The 20,752-nt window shown below is 44.6% G+C and carries 20 protein-coding genes and 2 tRNA genes; 12 read left to right on the top strand and 10 right to left on the bottom strand.

The genetic code is table 11. The annotated features are described in order from the left end of the window. Positions 1-43: 43 nt before the first annotated feature. Entirely contained in the window at positions 44-868 is an 825-nt protein-coding gene (locus R1T43_RS18480) for a Spy/CpxP family protein refolding chaperone (protein ID WP_317350878.1), read from the bottom strand. A gap of 248 nt (positions 869-1,116) precedes the next feature. On the opposite strand from R1T43_RS18480, the gene R1T43_RS18475 reads away from it, so the two are divergent. The 4 genes from R1T43_RS18475 (at position 1,117) to trmL (ending at position 4,808) form a co-directional block, all read left to right on the top strand. Beyond that, the gene (locus R1T43_RS18475; protein ID WP_211068967.1) at positions 1,117-1,857 is read left to right on the top strand and encodes a response regulator transcription factor; all 741 of its coding nucleotides are present in this window, start codon (positions 1,117-1,119) and stop codon (positions 1,855-1,857) included. Next, positions 1,854-3,233 (top strand): ATP-binding protein, encoded by a 1,380-nt coding sequence (locus R1T43_RS18470; RefSeq protein ID WP_211068966.1) that lies wholly within the window; start codon positions 1,854-1,856, stop codon positions 3,231-3,233. Before R1T43_RS18475 ends, R1T43_RS18470 begins: the two co-directional genes overlap by 4 nt. Positions 3,234-3,296: 63 nt before the next feature. After that, the gene (locus R1T43_RS18465) at positions 3,297-4,262 is read left to right on the top strand and encodes an alpha/beta fold hydrolase (protein ID WP_317350876.1); all 966 of its coding nucleotides are present in this window, start codon (positions 3,297-3,299) and stop codon (positions 4,260-4,262) included. 81 nt (positions 4,263-4,343) lie between these two features. Continuing rightward, the gene (trmL, locus tag R1T43_RS18460) at positions 4,344-4,808 is read left to right on the top strand and encodes a tRNA (uridine(34)/cytosine(34)/5-carboxymethylaminomethyluridine(34)-2'-O)-methyltransferase TrmL (RefSeq protein WP_211068964.1); all 465 of its coding nucleotides are present in this window, start codon (positions 4,344-4,346) and stop codon (positions 4,806-4,808) included. Between the two features lie 61 nt (positions 4,809-4,869). On the opposite strand, the gene gpsA is transcribed toward trmL, so the two are convergent. The 4 genes from gpsA to R1T43_RS18440 form a co-directional block, all read right to left on the bottom strand. Further along, complete coding sequence (gene gpsA, locus R1T43_RS18455; protein WP_317355907.1) at positions 4,870-5,874, bottom strand: NAD(P)H-dependent glycerol-3-phosphate dehydrogenase; 1,005 nt, start codon at positions 5,872-5,874, stop codon at positions 4,870-4,872. Between the two features lie 11 nt (positions 5,875-5,885). After that, positions 5,886-6,392, bottom strand: a complete 507-nt coding sequence (gene secB, locus R1T43_RS18450) for a protein-export chaperone SecB (RefSeq protein ID WP_013785633.1) — start codon at positions 6,390-6,392, stop codon at positions 5,886-5,888. A 61-nt stretch (positions 6,393-6,453) separates the two neighbouring features. Continuing rightward, positions 6,454-6,714: a glutaredoxin 3 gene (gene grxC, locus R1T43_RS18445; protein ID WP_211068963.1), complete on the bottom strand. Its 261-nt coding sequence runs from the start codon at positions 6,712-6,714 to the stop codon at positions 6,454-6,456. Positions 6,715-6,726: 12 nt separating this feature from the next. Beyond that, complete coding sequence (locus tag R1T43_RS18440) at positions 6,727-7,152, bottom strand: rhodanese-like domain-containing protein (protein ID WP_061996933.1); 426 nt, start codon at positions 7,150-7,152, stop codon at positions 6,727-6,729. 257 nt (positions 7,153-7,409) lie between these two features. Here R1T43_RS18440 and R1T43_RS18435 point away from each other — a divergent pair, with 257 nt between their 5' ends. After that, complete coding sequence (locus R1T43_RS18435) at positions 7,410-8,564, top strand: murein hydrolase activator EnvC family protein (protein WP_317350871.1); 1,155 nt, start codon at positions 7,410-7,412, stop codon at positions 8,562-8,564. 142 nt (positions 8,565-8,706) lie between these two features. Here R1T43_RS18435 and R1T43_RS18430 read toward each other — a convergent pair whose 3' ends face one another. Continuing rightward, on the bottom strand, positions 8,707-9,045 hold the full coding sequence (locus tag R1T43_RS18430; protein WP_317350869.1) for a hypothetical protein: 339 nt from the start codon (positions 9,043-9,045) through the stop codon (positions 8,707-8,709). A 324-nt stretch (positions 9,046-9,369) separates the two neighbouring features. Here R1T43_RS18430 and R1T43_RS18425 point away from each other — a divergent pair, with 324 nt between their 5' ends. Then, positions 9,370-10,170: a divergent polysaccharide deacetylase family protein gene (locus R1T43_RS18425; protein WP_317350867.1), complete on the top strand. Its 801-nt coding sequence runs from the start codon at positions 9,370-9,372 to the stop codon at positions 10,168-10,170. A 327-nt stretch (positions 10,171-10,497) separates the two neighbouring features. Continuing rightward, entirely contained in the window at positions 10,498-10,926 is a 429-nt protein-coding gene (locus tag R1T43_RS18420; RefSeq protein WP_211068959.1) for a MerC domain-containing protein, read from the top strand. A 65-nt stretch (positions 10,927-10,991) separates the two neighbouring features. Here R1T43_RS18420 and R1T43_RS18415 read toward each other — a convergent pair whose 3' ends face one another. The 4 genes from R1T43_RS18415 to rsgA form a co-directional block, all read right to left on the bottom strand. Further along, positions 10,992-11,681: a glycerophosphodiester phosphodiesterase gene (locus R1T43_RS18415; RefSeq protein WP_317350864.1), complete on the bottom strand. Its 690-nt coding sequence runs from the start codon at positions 11,679-11,681 to the stop codon at positions 10,992-10,994. Beyond that, on the bottom strand, positions 11,682-12,566 hold the full coding sequence (locus R1T43_RS18410; protein ID WP_317350862.1) for a DMT family transporter: 885 nt from the start codon (positions 12,564-12,566) through the stop codon (positions 11,682-11,684). Positions 12,567-12,569: 3 nt separating this feature from the next. After that, positions 12,570-13,484: an archaetidylserine decarboxylase gene (asd, locus tag R1T43_RS18405; protein WP_317350860.1), complete on the bottom strand. Its 915-nt coding sequence runs from the start codon at positions 13,482-13,484 to the stop codon at positions 12,570-12,572. A 168-nt stretch (positions 13,485-13,652) separates the two neighbouring features. Continuing rightward, a complete protein-coding gene (gene rsgA, locus R1T43_RS18400; RefSeq protein ID WP_317350858.1) occupies positions 13,653-14,699 on the bottom strand; it encodes a small ribosomal subunit biogenesis GTPase RsgA in 1,047 nt (348 codons plus the stop codon). A gap of 84 nt (positions 14,700-14,783) precedes the next feature. Between rsgA and orn the strand changes: the two genes are divergently transcribed. The 5 genes from orn to R1T43_RS18375 all read left to right on the top strand — a co-directional run bounded on the left by orn (position 14,784) and on the right by R1T43_RS18375 (position 20,710). After that, positions 14,784-15,329 carry an oligoribonuclease gene (gene orn, locus R1T43_RS18395; protein ID WP_317350856.1) on the top strand — a complete coding sequence of 182 codons (546 nt, stop codon included), beginning with the start codon at positions 14,784-14,786 and terminating at the stop codon, positions 15,327-15,329. 104 nt (positions 15,330-15,433) lie between these two features. Beyond that, positions 15,434-15,509, top strand: a tRNA-Gly gene (locus R1T43_RS18390). A 169-nt stretch (positions 15,510-15,678) separates the two neighbouring features. Further along, positions 15,679-15,754 (top strand) — tRNA-Gly (locus tag R1T43_RS18385). 855 nt (positions 15,755-16,609) lie between these two features. Beyond that, complete coding sequence (locus tag R1T43_RS18380; RefSeq protein ID WP_317350854.1) at positions 16,610-19,081, top strand: TonB-dependent receptor; 2,472 nt, start codon at positions 16,610-16,612, stop codon at positions 19,079-19,081. Between the two features lie 69 nt (positions 19,082-19,150). Then, the gene (locus R1T43_RS18375; protein WP_317350853.1) at positions 19,151-20,710 is read left to right on the top strand and encodes a sulfotransferase; all 1,560 of its coding nucleotides are present in this window, start codon (positions 19,151-19,153) and stop codon (positions 20,708-20,710) included. The last annotated feature ends 42 nt before the right edge of the window (positions 20,711-20,752 follow it).

The following is a 20,752-nucleotide window of genomic DNA, read 5'->3' as shown; positions in this document are numbered from 1 at the left end:
TTTGCTTACGTTCCATGTTGTTATCTGTTTCTAGGCAATAGGGTTAGTTATCGCTAAACAAACGGCGAAGCGCGTCCATGTTTTCGCGCTTTTGCTGCATCTCGACTTGCTGGGCGTCGGTCAGTACAGCATACGTGGCTTGTTTATGAGTAATGTCTTCTATTGCTGCGTTAACGAGATCATCTTTATATTCAGCATAAAGAGCATCCCACGCAGATTCAGAAAAATTGCCACTTCTTACAAGAGCTTTTCGAGCGTCTTTGAGTGCATCCATTGTCACTTTGTGTTGAAAGCGGGTTTCACGAAAAGTGGCGTTTAAGGTTTCTAGTGATGTTAGCTGCTCGTCAGTCAGTTGCAGTTCTTCAAACGGTAGGCGAGGGCCTCTTGGTGGCTGGCCTCGCATAGCACTTCTGTCAGCACCTCTATTAGCCCCCCTTTTCAGACCGTGGGCTGCTTCTCGCTTAGTTTCCCGTTTAGCATCAAACTCGGTTAGCATATTGCGTTGCGACTCTGAAAGCAGGCGATAAATCTGACTGCGAAGTTCGGCAATAGCAAAATGCTGCTCGTGTTGTTTCAGCATTCTGGTTTCAACAAAACTACGAATTTCACTTTCCGACAGGCTGGCGAAACCGGACATTTCTGGTTTCTTTGGGGGAGCGTCTGGCCGTTCGTGATTGGCCTTAAACGCGGTTACAAGGTTTTTCACCTCATTCATTTGCTCTGAAGAGAGAGAAAGGCGGCTTAACGTTTTGATCATTTCCATCCCAGGAGCATGATCTCGCATTTTGGGGCCATTGGGGGCCGCACTAGCGTTATGGGCTAGGGTAAAAGTGGTAGCTAATAACCCAGCAATGAGAATTGATTTCACGGGCGTCTCCTTTGTATTCGCACTCCAGAAGCTTACTCGCTCTGCGGGCAAAAGCAGTCAATGCAGTGTAAAGCTTGTGTAAAGTTTGAACCATACGCAGATTCTATCGGTCACAAAGTTTATCATTTCCATCGTTTGTGTGTGGGAATGGCTAGGTAGCCGCTCATTGTGTTTTCTAGCTTTAAAGCACAGCGTGCAGTATTTAACCGTTGTCATTCCTCTATGCATTATACTTGGGTATCCGAAAGATGAATCAAGCCGTCGTAGGTTTCAAAAACATGAGTTCAGAGTTTCATTTACAGTCTATTCTTATTATCGATGATGATAATGAACTAACTGACATGCTAGCCACCTATCTATCAAGTATGGGGTATCAAATTCAGGTCAGTAATGACGGACAGGCAGGGTTGGCGGAAGCGACGGCTGGTGGTCATTATGATCTCATTCTGCTTGATGTCATGATGCCTAAAATGGACGGCTTCGATGTACTTAAGAAGCTAAGAGTGAGTCATGCTACTCCTGTACTTATGTTGACAGCCCGCGGCGACGACTACGACCGCATTCTAGGGTTAGAGCTAGGTGCTGACGATTACTTGCCAAAGCCATTTAATCATAGAGAGCTGGTGGCGCGAATTAAAGCCATATTTCGAAGACTGGCATTGACCAACAGCGGTGGTACCATTGAGCAAGACTTGATTGTGAACGAGCTATTTTTAAGTAGCAGTAGTCAAGTTGCTAAAGTGGGTGAGGTTGAAATGACCTTAACCAGTACAGAGTTTTCTATCCTCCGGTTACTAATGCTAAACCCAGGAAGCCGAGTAACAAAAGAAGAAATTAGTTTGAAGGTTTTAGGTAAATCGCTTCAAGCGTTTGATAGAAGTATCGATATGCATGTGAGTAACTTACGTAAAAAAATAGCCGCTATTAGCACTATCGAAAAAATTAAAACTATTCGTGGTGTGGGTTACATGTTGCTATCTGGTCAATGACGTTTCTACGCAAATTAAACCCAGCCCGCGCCATTATGGGGCGTTTGTTTTTATGGTTTTGGGCAACCTTTATTTTTACCGCTGTACTAGCAGGGTGGGGGAGTCGCTTTTTCTTTGAAGAGCTTGAGGTCAATACGCCTTCTGTAAAAGAACTCGACCAACTAGAACGTGTCCTTGATGGTATTAACAGTGACAATGCGATGCGTGGGCCATTGAGAGTGGCAATTGATAGAAGTGCTCGCGCTTTAAGAGGTCGAGCCATCGCAGTTCATGTAGAGTCGGGGCGTGTGATAGCCTCAGGTGGTCCTCCCTTACGCGAAGAGGATAGAAAAGATATTCAGCGTATTGTCGATCAAAAAGTACCTATTACGCTGAATCGTGGCGCCTTAAAGATAACTGGGCCTGTGTTCTTTGAACGAGATGGAAAACGATTTGCACTGTTTTTTGCGAAATTTGAACCGCTTGGCGAAAAATCCCCTCCTTTTATGTTGTTTCTCTGTATTGCCATTGTAACTACGTTTCTATTGTCATGGTTATTCGCAAAATCGCTTACCCGTCCAATTCTACGCATTCAAAAGTCTGCTCGCTTACTATCAAATGGCGATTGGGACACGCGTATTGATAACACGGATAAGCGCCAAGATGAGCTAGGTCAGTTGGGTAGAGATTTCAATTCAATGGCTAATCAGCTGGAAAAAATGTGGAGCGCCCAAAAGCGCTTACTGGCGGATATATCCCACGAACTACGTTCTCCCCTTGCACGCTTGCAAATGGCTCTTGGCTTGGCGCATCAGCAAAATGTTGACCCTGCGTCACTAGCTCGTATTGAACGAGAAGCTGAGCGTATGGAAGCCCTAGTCACGCAATTGTTGGAACTAAGTCGCGCTGAAAACGGGGTGACCACCTTCTCTTCCTATTCTTTATCTCTGTTGTTTCGCGACATTTTTACCGATGGGCAGTTTGAAGCCGCGAATAGTAATAAAGCCCTCGATATAGACGAAATACCCAAGCTGACTGTATTGGTAGACCAAGTTTTACTTTGCCGTGCGGTAGAGAACGTATTACGTAACGCCATCCGCCACAGCACATACTTAACAACGGTTGAGTTTACGGTGACTGAAACCGAGTGGGCAGTGACCATTTGCGACGATGGTGAAGGTTTATCAAGTGAAGAGTGCGAACGGGTATTTGCTCCTTTTTATCGTGCAACCCTAGCCCGAGAAAGAGCTTCTGGCGGGGTAGGCCTGGGCTTATCCATTGCAAAAGCTGCCGTAGAATTGCATCATGGCGCAATAAAAGCAGTGACAAGAGAAGAAGGTGGCCTAAGCGTCACACTATCCTTCCCTCGTAAGTTAGAAGACACTCAACGCGCATAGCTCCACATTGCCGTGTTGCGTTCACGCGTTCACTGCCTCACGATTCTATTAGGATATGCCTCTATGAGCTGGACGTTTACGTCAGAGCAAGACTTAGCTTCAACGTTTGCCACTGCAATAAATCCTTTTTGGCAAACTTCTGTCACCCTTGGCGAATTTGTTGGTAAAGATAACATTGATGTGCGCTACGCATGGTGCATACCTGAAAACCCCAGGTCCACGGTGGTGATAAGTTCTGGGCGTATCGAGTCTTACTTAAAATACAAAGAGCTCATTTTCGATTTGTACCAAAATGGCTTTGCAGTGTTCATTCTTGATCACCGCGGTCAAGGGTTATCGGGCCGTATGACTCACGATCCTCAACATGGATACGTGGCGGATTTCGCCGATTATGTGGATGATTTAATTACCTTCGTGAATGATATTGTAATTCCACGCCAACAGGGCGAGTTGCAGTTACTTTGCCATTCTATGGGCGGCGCAATTGGCGCACTAGCCCTATTAAAAGACCCTAATTTGTTCGACAAAGCCGTACTTGCATCCCCCATGTTTGGTATCAAACCGGCGCTACCCAATTGGTTGGCTAATAGCCTTATAAATGTAGGGCTTAGTATTAATAAAATGAAAAAGCGTGAGTCGGGTTATTTCTTCGGGCAAACGCCTTATATTGCATTTCCTTATGCCCTAAATAAGCTTACGCATAGTAAAAGTCGCTACAGCTTATTCCGTCAACTTTATGATGAAGAACGCCAAATTCAACTTGGTGGCGTGACAACTGAATGGTTACGAGCAGCGCAAGCCGCGATGAATACCATTGAACTCAATGCGGCCGATATTACTACGCGCTCGTTAATCTTAAGTGCAGATGGCGACAGTATTATTGAGAATAAACGCCAACGTCGCGTGGCGGCTAAATTCCCCAATGCTGAGGTAGAAATTATTCCTGTGGCGTATCACGAAGTACTTACCGAATCAGACGATATTCGTGACGCTGCACTTTCTACTGTATTTGATTTTCTAAGCGCGTAAAATAGCGCGAATGGGCATGAGCGCCCATTCGTTATCGCCATTTAAAATCGTGGCAATTTAGCATTTCGACAGTGAGCCAGCATGTTAGACATCGTACTTTATCAGCCAGAAATTCCCCCCAATACCGGAAATATTATCCGCCTATGCGCCAATAGCGGCTTCATGTTGCATTTAATTGAGCCTCTTGGGTTTGAGTGGGACGATAAGCGTGTACGTAGGGCTGGGCTGGATTACCATGAATTTGCACACGTTAAGCGCCATGCTTCGCTAGATGCTTACATTGAAAGTGAAAAACCGAGCCGAATCTTTGCTTGTACTACCAAAGGCAAAGCATTTCACAGCGATGCACAATATAAAAAAGGCGATGCCTTATTGTTTGGGCCAGAGACCAGAGGCTTACCCGACGATGTGATTAATGCGCTTCCGCCTGAACAGCGAGTACGTATTCCCATGCTACCCGACAGCAGAAGTATGAATTTATCGAATGCGGTATCGGTGTTTGTGTATGAAAGCTGGCGTCAGTTAGGTTACGACGGCGCACGCTAGACATAAAAAAACGCGCAGTATTTGAAGCTGCGCGTTTTTTTAAGCGGTTTAGCAAGACAAACTAGCCTTCGTTTTTGAGATCGCGACCGAGTAAGGTTAATGCGGCCTCTTTGGGCGATTTACCGTGATAAAGTACTGCGTAAATCTGCTCGCAAATCGGCATTTCAACACCTACTTTATGCGATAACACATGCACTTCTTCTGTGTTGCGATAGCCTTCTACCACTTGCCCAATTTCTTCAATCGCCGTGTCGACAGATTTACCTTGCCCTAAGGCTAAGCCAAATCGACGATTACGTGATTGATTGTCAGTACAGGTTAGTACTAAGTCACCAAGGCCAGCCATGCCCATAAAGGTTTCTGGCTGCGCGCCAAGCTTCACGCCAAGGCGGGTAAGTTCAGCAAGACCACGCGTAATTAATGCCGTACGGGCATTGGCCCCAAAACCTAACCCATCGGCTAACCCAGCGCCTATGGCAATCACGTTTTTCACTGCACCGCCTAATTGTACGCCGGTGAAGTCAGGGTTTTTGTATACCCTAAACGATTTCGCACAATGCAGCTTAGCAGCAAATTCGTCAGCAAAGGTTTCGTCAGTGGATGATAACGAGATAGCCGTAGGCAAGCCAGCCACCATTTCTTTCGCAAACGTGGGGCCTGATAACACGGCTAGCGGATAAGCCGTTCCCAGAATTTCTTCTGCCACTTCTCGCAGCAATCGACCTGTCTTAGGTTCAAGCCCTTTGGTTGCCCAGATTATTCTATGGGTAGGCTGCAACAAAGGCTTAATGCTTTGAAGCATTGCAGCAAAGCCATGGCTTGGCACGACGACAAGAATATCTTGGCTAGCGGCAATAACCGTTTCTAAATTGGCATCTACATTAAGCGCATCAGGAAAGGTAGCGCCTGGCAAATAGCGAGCGTTTTCTCTGCTTGAAGCCAGTGCCTCCATGTGCTTTTCGTCGCGGCCCCACAACAAGGTAGGGTTGTCGTTTCTGGCTAAACAAAAAGCAAGGGCGGTGCCATAAGACCCCGCCCCTAGTACTGAAACCGAATTCGGGTTCATCATAATGGTGCTTACGCGTCCATCTTAGGCGCTTCGCCTTGTGCTTGCTGTGCACGCTTTTGAACGTAAGCAGCGAAGATAGCGTCGAAATTAACTGGCGCTAAGTTCAGTGGAGGGAAAGTTCCACGGTTAACAAGGTTTGAAATTGTTTCACGAGCATACGGGAAAAGCATGTTCGGGCAGAATGAACCTAGCGTATGCGCTTTGTTCTGATCTGGCATTTCGCCAATAGCAAAAATACCGGCTTGCTGAACTTCACACAAGAAGGCAGTTTCTTCGCCAAGGGTAGCGGTAACGGTTACTGACAACACAACTTCGTAAACGTTTTCGTCTAGCTTGTTTGTGCTGGTGTCAATATCTAGCTTAATTTCTGGCTTCCACTCTTTAGTAAAAATAGCCGGCGCATTTGGCGATTCAAAAGAGATATCTTTAGTGAAGATACGCTGAATGTTGAATTGAGGGGCTTGCGCTTGGTCGCCTGCTGCGGCGCCATTGGTAGTCTGATTATCGTCAGCCATGATATTTCCTGTTTAATTGTCGTTTTACTTTAATGTATTGCGTTGCTTACGCGCTGACGCGTTATGCTAACCCAAGCATAGGATTTAGTTTTTGCTGTGCTTCTAGTGCCATCATTTCATCACAGCCACCTACGTGCTTATCGTCGATGAAAATTTGAGGCACTGTCCAACCGCCATTGGCGCGCTCAATCATTACGTCACGCAATTCTGGCTGAACATCAATAGGGTACTCTTGAAACTCAACACCTTTCTGTGCGAGAAGTGCTTTAGCACGATGGCAGTATGGGCAATGGCCCTTGGTGTAAATCTCTACTTTACTCACTATGATCACCTATTATTTTGAAATCGGTAAACTTGCACTTTGCCACGCGTTCATGCCGCCTTTAAGCACTTTCACATTAGTGAAACCCGCTTTTGACATCGCACCAGCTGTACCACGAGCTTGATTGCCCATGGCGCATACAACGATAATGGGTTTATCTTTGCTGTTTTCAAGCTTAGCGAAGTTTTTCTCGCGCAATTCTTCTGGTTTTATTTGCTTAGCACCTAAAATGTGCCCCGCTTTAAAGTCTTTAGCCGCACGAGTATCGAAGACAACCGCATCGTCTTTATTCATTAATAAAGTGGCTTCGTGTGTATTTACTTCTTTGATTGAAGAGGTAAACGTTGAAATGTAGCTAAACACCAACATGCCCACCAAAGCAACCCATACACCAGCAAGTACAATATTATCGCTGGCAAACGCTATTAGCTGATCCATTACTTCAAACCTTGTCTACAGACCATGAAAAGAGTGCAAAGTATATAGAAAAACGGGCGAGAAACCACCCTGCAATAGACAAGCGTGTATGGTAATTGTGTGCGGTACAATAGCTGCTTGATATTACAACCAAATTGCACTGGGATTTAATCTAGCCCTCAGATACACTGATACGCTAACTATCACCATGATTGTAGGCAAATTCTGCAATCTGTTTTTACCACCAATACACCGCCAAAGGCTGCTATTACCTTTTTATGTTTACTCAACGCTTTTGCTCAATTGTATGTTTTCTGGCTGCCATATTCGGCTTGGGCATAGTCTCATTTACCGCGGCTGCGCAAGATGTTAGCCAAGAGAAGCTGGCAGAATTGCAAGTTGAATTAAGAGCGCGTCAGCAGGTTTTAGAAAATAACAAAGCTAGCGCACATGAACTTGAGCAAGTACTCAAGCGCTCAGAGCTTGAAATAGCGAAAGTGGCGAAAGCCTTGGCGCAAAACAAACAGCAATTAAATAGTGTGTTAGCGGAAGAAGAAGCGCTTGTTGAAGAGCAAGAAGGCTTAAAAGAAGCCATTCGCCAGCAACAGTCCTTACTTTCAAGTCAGTTGAAAAGTGCCTTTATGGCAGGGCATTACGACTACGCTAAAATGCTGTTCTATCAAGAAGATGCCCGTAATTTCGAACGGGTCATTACGTACTATCAGTATTTAGCCAAAGCCCGTCAGCAAGAAATCACTCGATTCAGAGACAACGTAGCTCGCCTTGAAGCGGTAACCGAAGAACTGGCTGAAAAAGCGGAATCTCTGCTCGCCCTTCGCAAGACACAAGAAAGTCAGCGCGGGGTATTGTTAACTCGCCAAGACGATAGAAAGCAAACGTTAGCCAAACTTAATAAAACCATCGCCAGTGAAAGCGGACGAATTGCCACCATGCAGGCAAATGAAAAAGCGTTACTAGACGCTATTGAAGCCGCCCGTATTGCTGCCGAGCGCGCTGCGGCTCGAGCCAAGGTATCGCTTGATGGGTTGGCCAAATTAAAGGGCAAGTTGCTAGTGCCTGTTGAAGGTCACATTCGTAAACTCTTTGGCAACCGTAGGCAAGGGCAAGTGCGCTGGAAAGGTATTATTATTGATGGTTCTGAAGGCGAGGCGGTAAAAAGCGTGGCATCGGGCAAGGTACTTTATGCTGACTGGCTTCGCGGGTTTGGTTTAGTGGCCATTGTCGACCATGGCGATGGTTATATGAGTGTTTACGGGCACAACCAAGCGTTGTTGAAACAAGCTGGCGACGATATTCTTTCTGGTGAAAGTATTGCTTTGGTAGGAAGAAGCGGCGGACAAGATTACCCTAATTTGTATTTTGAAATACGTCATAAGGGAAAAGCGCTAAACCCCACCGCTTGGTTTAATTGACTTCGCAACTACAATAGCTTGGTTTCACTTATCGCACTGATTCAACCTCATCTTTTAATGTACGGTAAAAATGCTACGCAAAGTGAGTCCAGAGCTTATTCAAAAGCCCAGTGCGAAAAGTTAAACCCTATGCTCGAACGGATTATACCGTTATTGAAAATGTGGAATTGTCTGGTAAGTTCGATGCTTCTTGTTGTGGTGGTGGAGGAGGCGGTGGTTTGCCCATACCCGCTAATTCAGCAATATTTTTACCTTCAAAACCTGCACTGCTTAACGCGCTATTCAAAGATTTACTAGGCTCGATACCTGCCTCTTTGAATTGTTCTACAATGGAAGCAGCATCTTCGCTTGATAAGTTTTCTGGGTCGTAAGATGACAAAATATCGCTTACAGATTCTTTTTGAGTATCGCTAAGTGCTTGGCCTTCAGGGCGAGGTGGCATGCCTGCTTGCATGGCTGAGCTGTTTACAGAAGAAATCATAATTACCCCACAATAAATAGTATACGTTGTAACCTTATCGACTATTAAAGCTGAAATTGAGCGACCTGGTCACTCTTTACGCAACCTTTACACACTAAGAACGGCTTAGCAGTGCTTGTTTCCTTTTTGTAAATTGGTATGCTGCATTAATGCTGGTTCAGTGTAACCAAGATGCAGCCACACTTTTTATCTGGCTTGGCTCTTATTTGGTTTAGCCTAGTTGTTAGTACCAGCAGTGCGCGCGGAAATAATAAAATCAATAATGGAAGTGAATAAACGTAGATGAAGGTGCTTTGGCGTCTGTGTATTTTATCGTTAATAATAATGACGAGTTTTACGAGTCATGCTGCTGGGTCAGCGACTATCCCTGTAAAGCCTCGCGTTATTATAATTCTTGATGATCTGGGATACAGAAAATCAGATATGGCGGCCTTTGCGCTTCCTAGTGAAGTTACCTTTTCCATCTTACCGCAAACCCCTCTTGCACAAACTATTTCACGTAAAGCCGAGCAGCAAGGCCGTGCGGTCATGTTACACATGCCAATGCAATCAACCAGTGGCAAAGCCATGGGCCCCTTAGGTTTATCCACCGATATGTATCCTGCTGCCATTACTCATACGCTAAGAGCTGCACTTAAAAGTGTGCCAAATGCGGTGGGGGTTAATAATCACATGGGCAGTGCATTTACGGTTAAAGAACCCGCCATGCAAACCATTATGGAAGAGATAAAGCGCCAAGGGCTTTTCTTTGTCGATAGTAGAACGAGTGTAAATACCACAGCGCAACAAGTAGCAGATAGAGTGGGGGTGCCTAACGCGAGCCGGCAGGTGTTCCTGGATAATGATCGCTCGGTAGCATCACTTAATAAGCAGTTCGAATACACAAAACGATTAGCTAAACGAAATGGCACCGTTGTGGTTATTGCACACCCCTATCCAGAAACCATTACCTTTTTAGCACACACTTTGCCTAACCTCGCTAACGAGGGAATTGCTTTGGCGTCGGTAAATGATTACTTCGAGGGAGTGGCTAATACCTCCAATGGTGTCTCTAATAGCACCTTGGCAAAAGAAGCCTATCGAAAACCGCTGTCAGAGGCTCAAGCGGCCGCGCCCAATGAATAGTCTCCGCGCCCAATGAATAGCCCTTGTTAGTTTCATTGAAGCAATAAGCACTACTTTTTCCTTTTCTGCTTTTTCCGTGATCAGCACGTCGATATTTTACCTGTTAATAATCAGCTATTTACCAACTTGAATCTTCACTTATGGCAATTTGTTCTGTTAAAGATTGAAAATATCATAGGGGAAAGTTTCGCATTCCCCTTAAAATGTTATATTATAACGTCTCTGGCAGAGTTACTCTGCGGTTACAGTGCGCGTGCAGCTATTGTTATAACTAAAGCGTGTACAGTGACGAGTTTTAAAGTTTTTGATGTTACAAAGGTACAGTAAATGAATCCGGTAGAAGACAATCCAACAAAATTAGACAGACTTGGCATTTGGGTGTCGAGCTTGTGTGCGTTGCATTGCCTAGCGCTGCCTGTTGTTGTGCCTTTATTACCCCTTATTGGCTCTTCGTTTTTTGCACAAATTTGGTTTGAACGAACCATATTAACTATTTCGTTAATTATTGGTGCGGTTGCACTTATCGGCGGGGCCACTCGCTATCACGGTCGTTATTATCCGTTGGCGTTACTGTTTACCGGTGGTGCAATTTACTGGAACAAGAATATGTTTGGTGAAGCCTACGAGCCGTTCACCATTGCTGTGGGTGCTTTACTTATTGTGGCAGGGCATTGGATTAACATGCGTTTGTGTCGTCAATGTAAGTGCTGTAAAGAAACGGTATTTTCTAATCACTTATCTACCGAAATAGAATAGTTTAAATTCTACGTTAATTTTCTGACGTAAATTGCTATAAACCAAAAACCCAAAGTGTTAGCGTCTTAATTAAGAACTCGTTTTGCTATGTTGGGTACGTTGGTAAAAATACCGGTTACACCCCACAGCTTCAACTGAAGCATATCTTCAGGTTCATCCACCGTATAAACATACACATCCAATCCTGCCTGTTTCGCCGTATTCACAAAATCAGCATTCACCACATCTAATGCAATGTTAATAGATTTCGCTTTAAGCTGGCGGGCGCAGTGCGTAGCATCAAGCGCGTAGGTAGCGGTTAATGCGCCAATAGCCACCTGTGGCCATAATGCACTTATCGCGGCTAACCAATGATGATTAAACGAAGAAACAAGCAACGTATTCGGATTTATTTGTGCATCTTCCACGGCCTGTTTTACATCTTGCACCCAGGTTTCGGCATTATGTAAGTGTTTTACTTCAATATTGCAAAGCGCTCCATCAGGCAAGGTAGTTAGCACCTCTTCCAAGGTAGGGATAACTTCACCTTCTCCGGCGTCTAGCTGCTTTAACTCTGCCAGTGGGGTTTGTAATAACAACCCTGAACCGTTTGTAGTGCGCCCTAGGGTTTTATCATGAAACACCACAATGGCATCATCATGCTGGTAGGTGTCGAACTCTATTCCATCTGATTGTTGCTTGAAGGCTAGTATGAATGCTTTAAGAGTGTTTTCAGGTGCAAGCGTACTCGCACCTCTGTGGGCAATAATAAGCATTTAGTCACTGTCCTTGTCGGACTTGCCATGCAGTTTATGGGTATTGAGCGTTTCGTAAATAGAGGCAGAAGTAATAAGAATGCCGCCCAATAGTGTGCTGCCACTGGGGTTTTCATCTAACAGTAATACGGCAAGAATAACCCCGTAGAAAGGCTGCATACAGGCAATAAGTGAAAAGGTCTTTGCTCGCAAATGACGTAAACTTGCTGCAATTAAAGCGTGTGGCAACGCGGTAAAGACAGTCCCTAATAACAGTAGCATTAACCATGCACTCATCGGGGCATCTGCAATTTCATTACTACCAGTAGGAAGCAAAAAAATAGCAATGACTAAAGTTTGCCACGCCATGGCTTTAGCGCCACTGTATTGTTTGAAGTGTTTTCGGTGAATAAGGTTTCTGAACGCATAAAGCACCGCAGAGCCTACGCCAATAAGTACGCCTAAGGTAATGTCATTATCCAGCGACGTTTCAGGCACAATAAAATATACACCTGCAATAACCGTTAGCGCAGATACTATGTCTTGCCATACCAAGCTTACTTTTTCAAAGAATGGCTCTATCAGTACGGTAATCACCGGGAAAGTGAATAGCGCAATCATACCTACCGAAACACTAGAGTATTGCATCGCCGCAAAGTAGGTTACCCAATGAAGGGCCATCAAAATACCTAGCCCTATCGCTATCAGATAATCTTTACGACTTGCCAGCGTCAAGTTTTCGCTAGAAAACTTAAGGAAGAGGAACAATGCGATACAGGCAAATACCGAGCGCATTAGCGTGATATCACTGGCACTGAGGGGCACTAAGTGTGAAAAAAGTGCGGTACCGCCCAATAGAACAACGGTAAAGTGTAGTGATATCAAGCTTCGTTTTACTGCATTCATAAACTAGCTTGTTGTCGCTTGCGTGCCTAAATCAGCGCTTGCATCAGTATTGACTGAAGCGTTCGCAACAAAAGCCATAGGTTCACCTAAACGGGTTACTTGCCCAGGTGCTAATGCATCAAAATCAATCATGTCTTTTTCAAAACATACCACAATGGTCGAGCCCAACTTAAAGCGACCTAGCTCATCGCCCTTCTCAAGGTGTACGCTCGCTTCGGTATCTTTTTCGTAAGCCCAGTGTTGAACATTTTTACCGGTAGGTGGCGATACAGTGCCTGCCCAAACGGTTTCTATACTGGCCACAATCGTAGCACCAACCAATACCATCGCCATTTTGCCTACAGGGGTATCAAATAACGCGACAACACGCTCGTTGCGGGCAAACAAGCTTGGGATGTTTTGAGCGGTAAGTGGGTTTACTGAGAATAACTCACCAGGCACATACACCATGTCGGTCAGCGTACCCTCTACCGGCATATGAATGCGATGGTAGTCTCGTGGGGCTAAATAAATGGTGGCAAATTTTCCGTCTTTAAACGGCGCCGCTAAATCTGGCTTTCCGCCTAATAGGCTGGTAAGGCTAAAATCGTGCCCTTTAGCTTGAAATATACTGTCAGCTTCAATGTCGCCAAATTGACTTACCGTGCCATCGACCGCTTGAATTAACACCTCTTCTCGTGGGTCAACAGTGCGAACTTCTGGTTTCAATGGGCGAGTGAAGAAGGCATTGAAACTGCGATAATGGGCAGGATCTGAATGTAAGGCCTCGCTCATATCAACATTATATTGCTTGATGAAAAGCTTGATAAGAAACGTAGTGAAACCACCAAGCTCTGCTGCCGCTAATTTGCCTACTAGGCGTGACAACAAATGTTTAGGGGTAATGTATTGTAAGTTTATTTTAAGCCAGTCCAGCACGAAAGCTCTCCATTAAAAAGACAGGTTAATTGTACCCTAACTTATATGCGCGTAAGCAACTTTAAGATTATGTATGCTACAAACTTGGAATAAGCCAGATGGGGTGGGCTTGTTGAAGTTGTGTCTATATTCTGTTTCAACAAGCCAAACAAAGCGTAAATTTGAGCCTTATGCGCCAGGTGGTTGACTGTGGCTCGGACGCTGCTCGTCCATGGTAGTTAATATTTTGTGGTAGCTAGCAAAACGCTCGGCATTAATCTTTCCTTCATCAACCGCTTCCCGAAGAATACAGCCAGGATCGTTAAGGTGTTTACAGTCACGGAATTTACACCCGCCTAAGTAATCTCTGAATTCAATAAAACCCCACGTAATTCGTTCGGTGGGAATGTGCCACAAGCCGAATTCACGAACCCCTGGAGAGTCAATTAAATCACCGCCAGCCGGTAAATGCAGAAGCTTGGCTGCGGTCGTGGTGTGTTGGCCTAAGCCTGAGTTATCTGATACTTCACCGGTGAGAATGTCGGCACCAGGCAAAACTTGGTTGATTAAGCTGGATTTTCCTACACCCGATTGCCCTACGAAAACACTAACATTGTTATCAAGGTAGGCATTAAGCTCATCAATACCCTCACCGGTCTTACAACTGGTGAAAAGCACGTCATAACCTAAGTCGGTATAAACCTTTAATTGCTCATTAATGGTTTCTCTTTCACTTTGTGAAAGGAGCTCTACTTTGTTTAAAACAATAAAGGGCGTAATACCAATATCTTCACAGGCTACTAAATAGCGGTCGATAATGTGCGTAGATAATGAAGGCAGGGTAGCGCTTACCACAATAATTTTATCGATATTAGCGGCGATGGGCTTTATACCATCGTAAAAATCGGGGCGGGTAAGCACTGAATGGCGGTCGTTAACAATTTCAATAACACCACGTACACTACCAGAGTCGGCATCGTCGCCTTTACTGAAAAGTACTTTATCGCCACATACCACAGAATCAACGGTACGGCGGATATGACACCGTGACACATTGCCCTCGGCGTCTTCAACATCGGCATGTTTACCAAAGCGACCGGTCACAACGCCGCTTATCAATTGGCTTTCATCTAGCGATGATTGCTTATTGCCACCATGCTTATCTTGCAACCGTTTACTTCTATTGGCTGCGACTTGGCGTTTCTGTCTGTGTGTAAGTTTTGGTTTTTTCGCCACGATTCTTTTCTAGTTCACGTATACTGCACTTATAATAACGTTTGTAGGGCATGGTTGCCATGCCTCAGTACTAAGAGGAAGCCGATGACAAAGCACGACAGTAATTTAGTGTGGATTGATATGGAGATGACAGGGCTCGATCCAGAGACTTGTGTGGTAATGGAAATTGCCACCATAGTCACAGATGCACAGCTAAATGTGCTAGCTGAAGGCCCTGTTATTGCAGTGCATCAGCCTGATGACGTGCTCGATAGTATGGATGAGTGGTGTACGCGAGTACACGGTGAAACTGGGCTTACAGCGCGTTGTCGTGCGAGTACGATAAATGAAGCTGAAGCCGCTCGCCAAACGATGGCGTTTTTAGCTGACTATGTTGATGCAGGTAAATCGCCTTTGTGTGGTAACACTATAGGTCAAGATAGACGCTTTATGGTGAAGTACATGCCAGAGCTAGAAGAATACTTTCACTATCGCAGTATCGATGTGAGCAGCGTAAAAGAGCTGATTAAGCGATGGAAGCCTGAAGTATTAGACGGATTTGATAAAAAGGGTGTTCATCTTGCCCTTGATGATATTCGCGAGTCTATTGAAGAAATGCGCTACTATCGTGAGAAAGTGTTCACGATTTAAGCGGTAAAGGTGCGTTTGTACAAAAAAATCCAATTAATGGTTGCCAAATAAAAATATTTTTGTACAATGCGCACCACTTCAAAACGAAGTGCCTTTTTTTGTATGCGGGAATAGCTCAGTTGGTAGAGCACGACCTTGCCAAGGTCGGGGTCGCGAGTTCGAATCTCGTTTCCCGCTCCAAAAAAATTTAGTGTGAATCGAAAGATTTACACTTAGAGTGTGAAAGCGCGACCCCACGGGTCACGACCGGTTCCCGGCGAGTTACAAATCTCGTTTCCCGCTCCAAAAAAACTCCTATCACAATCCAAATGGTAGTGAGTATCATCAGATGCAACAGCATCGACTCTATGCGGGAATAGCTCAGTTGGTAGAGCACGACCTTGCCAAGGTCGGGGTCGCGAGTTCGAATCTCGTTTCCCGCTCCAAATTTTTATACTCTGAACGAATAAAACATTAATCACTCTGATTAGTGCGCCCCCTGTGGGGCCGCGACCGGTTCTCGGCGACCGAGTGTCGGCCAGTTACAAACCCCGTTTTCCGCTCCAAATTTTATACTTCAAATTACGTTAGCATCATATCAGATTGAATAAAGCGACCCCTGTGGGCCCGCGACCGGTTCCCGGCGACCGAGTGTCGGCCAGTTACAAATCTCGTTTTCCGCTCCAAATTTTCATATCTTAGTAATTAATTTAAATTAGCCTGCTATGGTAATGCGCCCCCTGTGTGGCCGCGACCGGTTCTCGGCGACCGAGTGTCGACCAGTTACCAATTCCATTTCCTACGCAGTAATGCCTAAAATTCGACGCGTCTCTAATCCTGAAATTGCACCACTAATTAAATTAAGCTTGTTCATTTGAGCGTAAATTGCTGATAAAAGCGCGTAAGTACGCTCACTAAAGCGCAGTTGAATGTAAATTTCCTACTAATATACGTATAAAAAGACCCTAAATTTTGAATGGGTTTTTATTCTTGAGTTTTCGCACTTTTTTGGGGCGTAATTTCACTAAATTGGTGATGCTGGGTAAAAATGCATAATTATCAATGATTAAGCTTGCATGAAATGCGGCTATCAGTAGCTTTATTTCAAAATAGTGCATGCATGCGCGATATTAGAGCATATTTATTCAAAAAATATTAAGTATTAATGTGTTTTTGCTTTAGAATGCGCGCCTTTTACGGCATAGATTCTGCTACGAGTCATGCTGAAAATACTGATGTACGTGCCCAATAAGAAAACAAATGGGTATTAGATAGAAGCCACGCCAGGAGAAAACATAAGCATGCACTATCAAGGCAGCACCTTCGGGTACTCTTTGGTTGCCGGCGCTGTATTTACTGCTTTAACCAGCAGTGCGGTTGTCGCCCAAGAAGTTACTGTAGATGAAAAACAAGTAGAAAAAATTGAAGTTACTGCAACCCGCCGAAGTGGTTCTCTGCAGGAAGTTCCAATTAATATCTCCGCCATAACATCGGACGTGTTGGCTCAGCAAAATATCGAAGATTTAGACTCAGTGGCACGCTGGGTACCAGGTTTAACCGTCACCGACCAAGGTGGTCGTGATGACTCACCTATTATTGTGAGAGGGTTAAATACCAACTCTTCGGGTCCAAGTTCAGACGGCGGCACCGTAGCAACCTACTTTGGCGATATCCCTCTGTTTTTAAATATGCGTTTACTCGATGTGGATCGTGTAGAGGTGCTTATTGGTCCACAAGGGACCTTGTATGGTGCTGGCACATTAGGTGGGGCAATTCGTTACATTCCAAAAGCGGTCGATCTTGATTTTGCTTCTGGGGAAGTCACTGCCGATGTTTTCAGTATTAATGAAAGTGATTCTCTTGGTGGGGAAGGTAGCTTTGTTTTCAACGCACCTATTATTGAGGGTGAGTTGGGAATAAGAGCATCATTAAATTACCTCAACAACCCAGGCTATCTCGATTATAACTATGTCGTTAAAGACGGTGGTGTGTCGCTTCCCAATCCTGACTGGTCAGACAGTGACGCAGTGAGCGACAATATTGAGCAAGTAAAAGATGCAAACGGTGAAGATACACTCACTGGTCGTGTTGCAGTGCGCTGGGTGCCCACCGACGACATTGATGCAACCCTGACTTACTTCTATCAAAAGCAAGACGTTGAAGGCCGTTCAATCACGCATTATGACGCTTTATCTGACGAAAACCCGTTAAGTGATATTGTCGGCAAGTACGAATCAGCTTATCGCTATGAAGAGCCTCGAGAAAGGGAAGATTCATTATTAAGCTTAGAGGTTAAAGCAGACTTAGGATTTGCAGAGCTTGTTACTGCTACGGGCTTCTCAAAATTTGAAGCAAATGGACAACGTGACCAAACTGATCTGCTTATTCGCTTAGATTATAGCTACGAAGAGTTCCCCGCATTTTCTGCCTACACGGAAGAAGTGGAAGAACGTGAGATCTTTACGCAAGAAGTACGGTTAGTTTCTCAAGGTAGTGGGCCATTATCTTGGATTGTAGGCGGCTTTTACTATGACGTTGATAGTGACGGAAGTAGTAAAGAATACACTCCTAACTTTGACGAATATGCTATAGATGTGTGGGAAGTGGGCGGTAATTATCGACCAGACGACCTTGAGTATTACTCTGTAGATCATTCAGAGGTAACGGAGAAAGCATTATTTGGTGAACTTACTTATGAGCTCACCGATAAGTGGGATATCACCTTGGGTCTTCGCGCCTACGAATATGAAGTCTTTAGTCGCTCTGCGGTAGACTTACCTCTTTACTACTCGGTATTTGAGGGACGAGATTCTGATTCTATCGTCTTAGACTATGGTGAAGAATCCGCAGACGATAGCGGTACACTACTTAAATTCAATACGAGCTACCAGTTTACGTCGGACACAATGGGTTACGTGACCATCAGTGAAGGTTTCCGCATTGGTGGCGCCAACAGTGTAGCAGCTTGTCCAGATAACATTGATGAGCTTAATAATCAGATTATTTGTGCTGAGCCTGAAGAGCAACTTTATGAGGCTGACACAACAACTAACTATGAAGCCGGTGTGAAAACCAGTTACTTTAGTAACAAGCTACAAGTTAACACCGCCTTGTTTTATGTAGACTGGGCAGATCCGCAAGTATCGGGCGCTACGGTTAATGGCCAACAACCTATTACCGTTAACGCAGAAGGTGCGGCTTCGAAAGGGGTTGAGCTCTCATTGCGCACCTTATTGAGTGATAATATCAGAGCTTATGCTACCTACGCTTATACAAAAGCGGAACTTACCGCCGATGCGCCTTTTCTATTTGGGGTGATTGATGAGCAAGGAACGGAGCTTCAAGATTACTTCGACGGTAAAGATGGCGATAGGCTACCAGGTTCTGCAGAACATCAATTTTCTCTTGGTATAACGTATAGCCAAGAAATTTTTGACGATAAAATGCTGGACGTTAACTACGGTATTACTGCGCAAAGTGACATTTATACCACAGTGGGTTTACGTCAAGATGGCGAAGCGTTACCTGGCTACGCGGTAAGTAATCTTAATGCGCGTATTTCCGACGAAGATTGGTCAGTCACCTTTTACATCGACAACTTGTTTGATAAATATGCATTCACATCAACCAGACGGAATGTTGGCGATATTGGATTAGGCGCTTTTGATAGCACGCTTCAACCAAATGGAACCGATATCCAACGTAACTACGGGCATTACTTGTTAACGCCACGTACCGTTGGACTGAAATTCAACTATCAATTTGGTATGTAACACCACCATCGCGAGTGGTATAAATAAAGGCACTTTAATCGGTGCCTTTTTTATTTTTTAAGAGTTTAAATGAATACACCCAATCAGTTATTTGAAAACGCAGTTCGATTTTTAAATCAACGAGATTTTCAACGTGCACACCAATGTTGCGTGGATGTCATCCAGCGCTTTGGTGATCACCCTCACGCTTATTTTCTTTTAGGTGTGATTCATATTGAGTTAGGACAAATAAATAAGGCAATTAAGTTACTCGAAAAATCTAATGCGCTTGAAGCACGGGCTGTTAGTTTTGCCTATTTAGCGAAGTGTTTTGCATTGCGAGGTGATATGCACAAAGCACTTGATGCAAGTGCAAAGGCAGAACCTGCTAGCCTTACTAGAGCACTCGATTTAGATACGGTTGGAGTAGCACTTAGCCGCGTTGGTCTGCATGAAAAAGCATTGGCGTATTTTGACAAGGCACTTTCTATCGATTCATCGAACCCTCAGTATCATTATAATTTTGCGGTCAGCAATAAATTTGTCGGGCAATTTGATACGGCAAGAAAGCATTTTGAAGTCGCTATAAAACTGGCTCCACACTTTTATCAGGCGCATTTCGCGTTGTCAGATTTAGGTAAAGCGACGGCCAATAGCAATCATATCGCTCAGTTACTGGCTGCTGCAGATAGCGCGAGCAATAACATTGAGGGCAGATTACATATTGGGCATGCACTGGCAAAAGAGTATGAAGGGTTAGGAGATTACGATAAGGCTTTTTTCGCGTTAAAACACGCGAAAGCCCCACAAGCAAAAGCCAGTGAAGATTCGTTAGCCAGCTTTTCGCAATTGTTTCAGTATTTAAAGCACGATATTACACGCTCACATTCAAACAGTAGTGACGGCGAGCAAAGTGATGCTCCCATTTTTGTTATTGGCATGCCACGTTCAGGCACGACCTTAGTTGAGCGTATATTGAGTCACCACAGCGAGGTCGCGTCAGGTGGTGAATTACAAGACTTTGGGGTGGCCGTGAAAAGTTTGACGAAAACCGCTTCGCCGCATGTTCTCGATTTAGCCACGCTTCAAGCTGCACAACAGATTGATAAAAAAAGTATCGGCCAACTTTATATGGAGCGAACCCAGTATTTGCGCAACAAAGGAGAGCGGCTGGTGGATAAACTCCCGTTCAACTTTTTCTATATCAATCTAATTCGACAAGCACTACCTAATGCGAAAATTGTGTGCTTAATGCGAGATCCCATGGATACATGTGTGGGCAATTATCGCCAATTATTTTCAATAAACAGCCCTTATTACGCTTACGCCTATAGCTTGAATACAATAGGGCAGATGTATAATGGGTTTCGTGACTGGGTGCATGCATTTCAACAAGCGTTTCCTGAGAACATCAGGCTACAGTCGTATGAAGCATTGGTAAATGACCCACAAAAAGAAGTGGCTTCGCTGCTCGCTTATTGCAATTTGTCATGGGAAGCGCAATGCATCGATGTAGACAAAAATACCTTGCCGGTTTCAACCGCCAGTAAAGTACAAGTAAGAGAGCCTATCAATACGCGCTCTATCGGCAGGTGGAAGCATTATGAAACCCACACAACCGAGCTTCAAAAGTTGTTGGGCTATTGTTAAAAATGCTTGCAAGATGAAGACGCTGCGCCTACTCTAACTGGT

It is taken from the genome of Alteromonas sp. CI.11.F.A3, assembly GCF_032925565.1.
GTDB lineage: Bacteria > Pseudomonadota > Gammaproteobacteria > Enterobacterales > Alteromonadaceae > Alteromonas.
The sequence above is the reverse complement of the archived record's forward strand: the minus strand, read 5'-3'. Positions and strand labels throughout refer to the sequence as shown.

Bases quoted from the DNA above. Each gene is read 5' to 3' on its own strand.
- R1T43_RS18475 (WP_211068967.1), top strand. From the start codon at position 1,117: ATGAATCAAGCCGTCGTAGGTTTCAAAAACATGAGTTCAGAGTTTCAT.
- R1T43_RS18470 (WP_211068966.1), top strand. From the start codon at position 1,854: ATGACGTTTCTACGCAAATTAAACCCAGCCCGCGCCATTATGGGGCGT.
- R1T43_RS18465 (WP_317350876.1), top strand. From the start codon at position 3,297: ATGAGCTGGACGTTTACGTCAGAGCAAGACTTAGCTTCAACGTTTGCC.
- trmL (WP_211068964.1), top strand. From the start codon at position 4,344: ATGTTAGACATCGTACTTTATCAGCCAGAAATTCCCCCCAATACCGGA.
- gpsA (WP_317355907.1), bottom strand. From the start codon at position 5,874: ATGAACCCGAATTCGGTTTCAGTACTAGGGGCGGGGTCTTATGGCACC.
- secB (WP_013785633.1), bottom strand. From the start codon at position 6,392: ATGGCTGACGATAATCAGACTACCAATGGCGCCGCAGCAGGCGACCAA.
- R1T43_RS18440 (WP_061996933.1), bottom strand. From the start codon at position 7,152: ATGGATCAGCTAATAGCGTTTGCCAGCGATAATATTGTACTTGCTGGT.
- R1T43_RS18435 (WP_317350871.1), top strand. From the start codon at position 7,410: ATGTTTACTCAACGCTTTTGCTCAATTGTATGTTTTCTGGCTGCCATA.
- R1T43_RS18430 (WP_317350869.1), bottom strand. From the start codon at position 9,045: ATGATTTCTTCTGTAAACAGCTCAGCCATGCAAGCAGGCATGCCACCT.
- R1T43_RS18425 (WP_317350867.1), top strand. From the start codon at position 9,370: ATGACGAGTTTTACGAGTCATGCTGCTGGGTCAGCGACTATCCCTGTA.
- R1T43_RS18420 (WP_211068959.1), top strand. From the start codon at position 10,498: ATGAATCCGGTAGAAGACAATCCAACAAAATTAGACAGACTTGGCATT.
- R1T43_RS18415 (WP_317350864.1), bottom strand. From the start codon at position 11,681: ATGCTTATTATTGCCCACAGAGGTGCGAGTACGCTTGCACCTGAAAAC.
- R1T43_RS18410 (WP_317350862.1), bottom strand. From the start codon at position 12,566: ATGAATGCAGTAAAACGAAGCTTGATATCACTACACTTTACCGTTGTT.
- orn (WP_317350856.1), top strand. From the start codon at position 14,784: ATGACAAAGCACGACAGTAATTTAGTGTGGATTGATATGGAGATGACA.
- R1T43_RS18380 (WP_317350854.1), top strand. From the start codon at position 16,610: ATGCACTATCAAGGCAGCACCTTCGGGTACTCTTTGGTTGCCGGCGCT.
- R1T43_RS18375 (WP_317350853.1), top strand. From the start codon at position 19,151: ATGAATACACCCAATCAGTTATTTGAAAACGCAGTTCGATTTTTAAAT.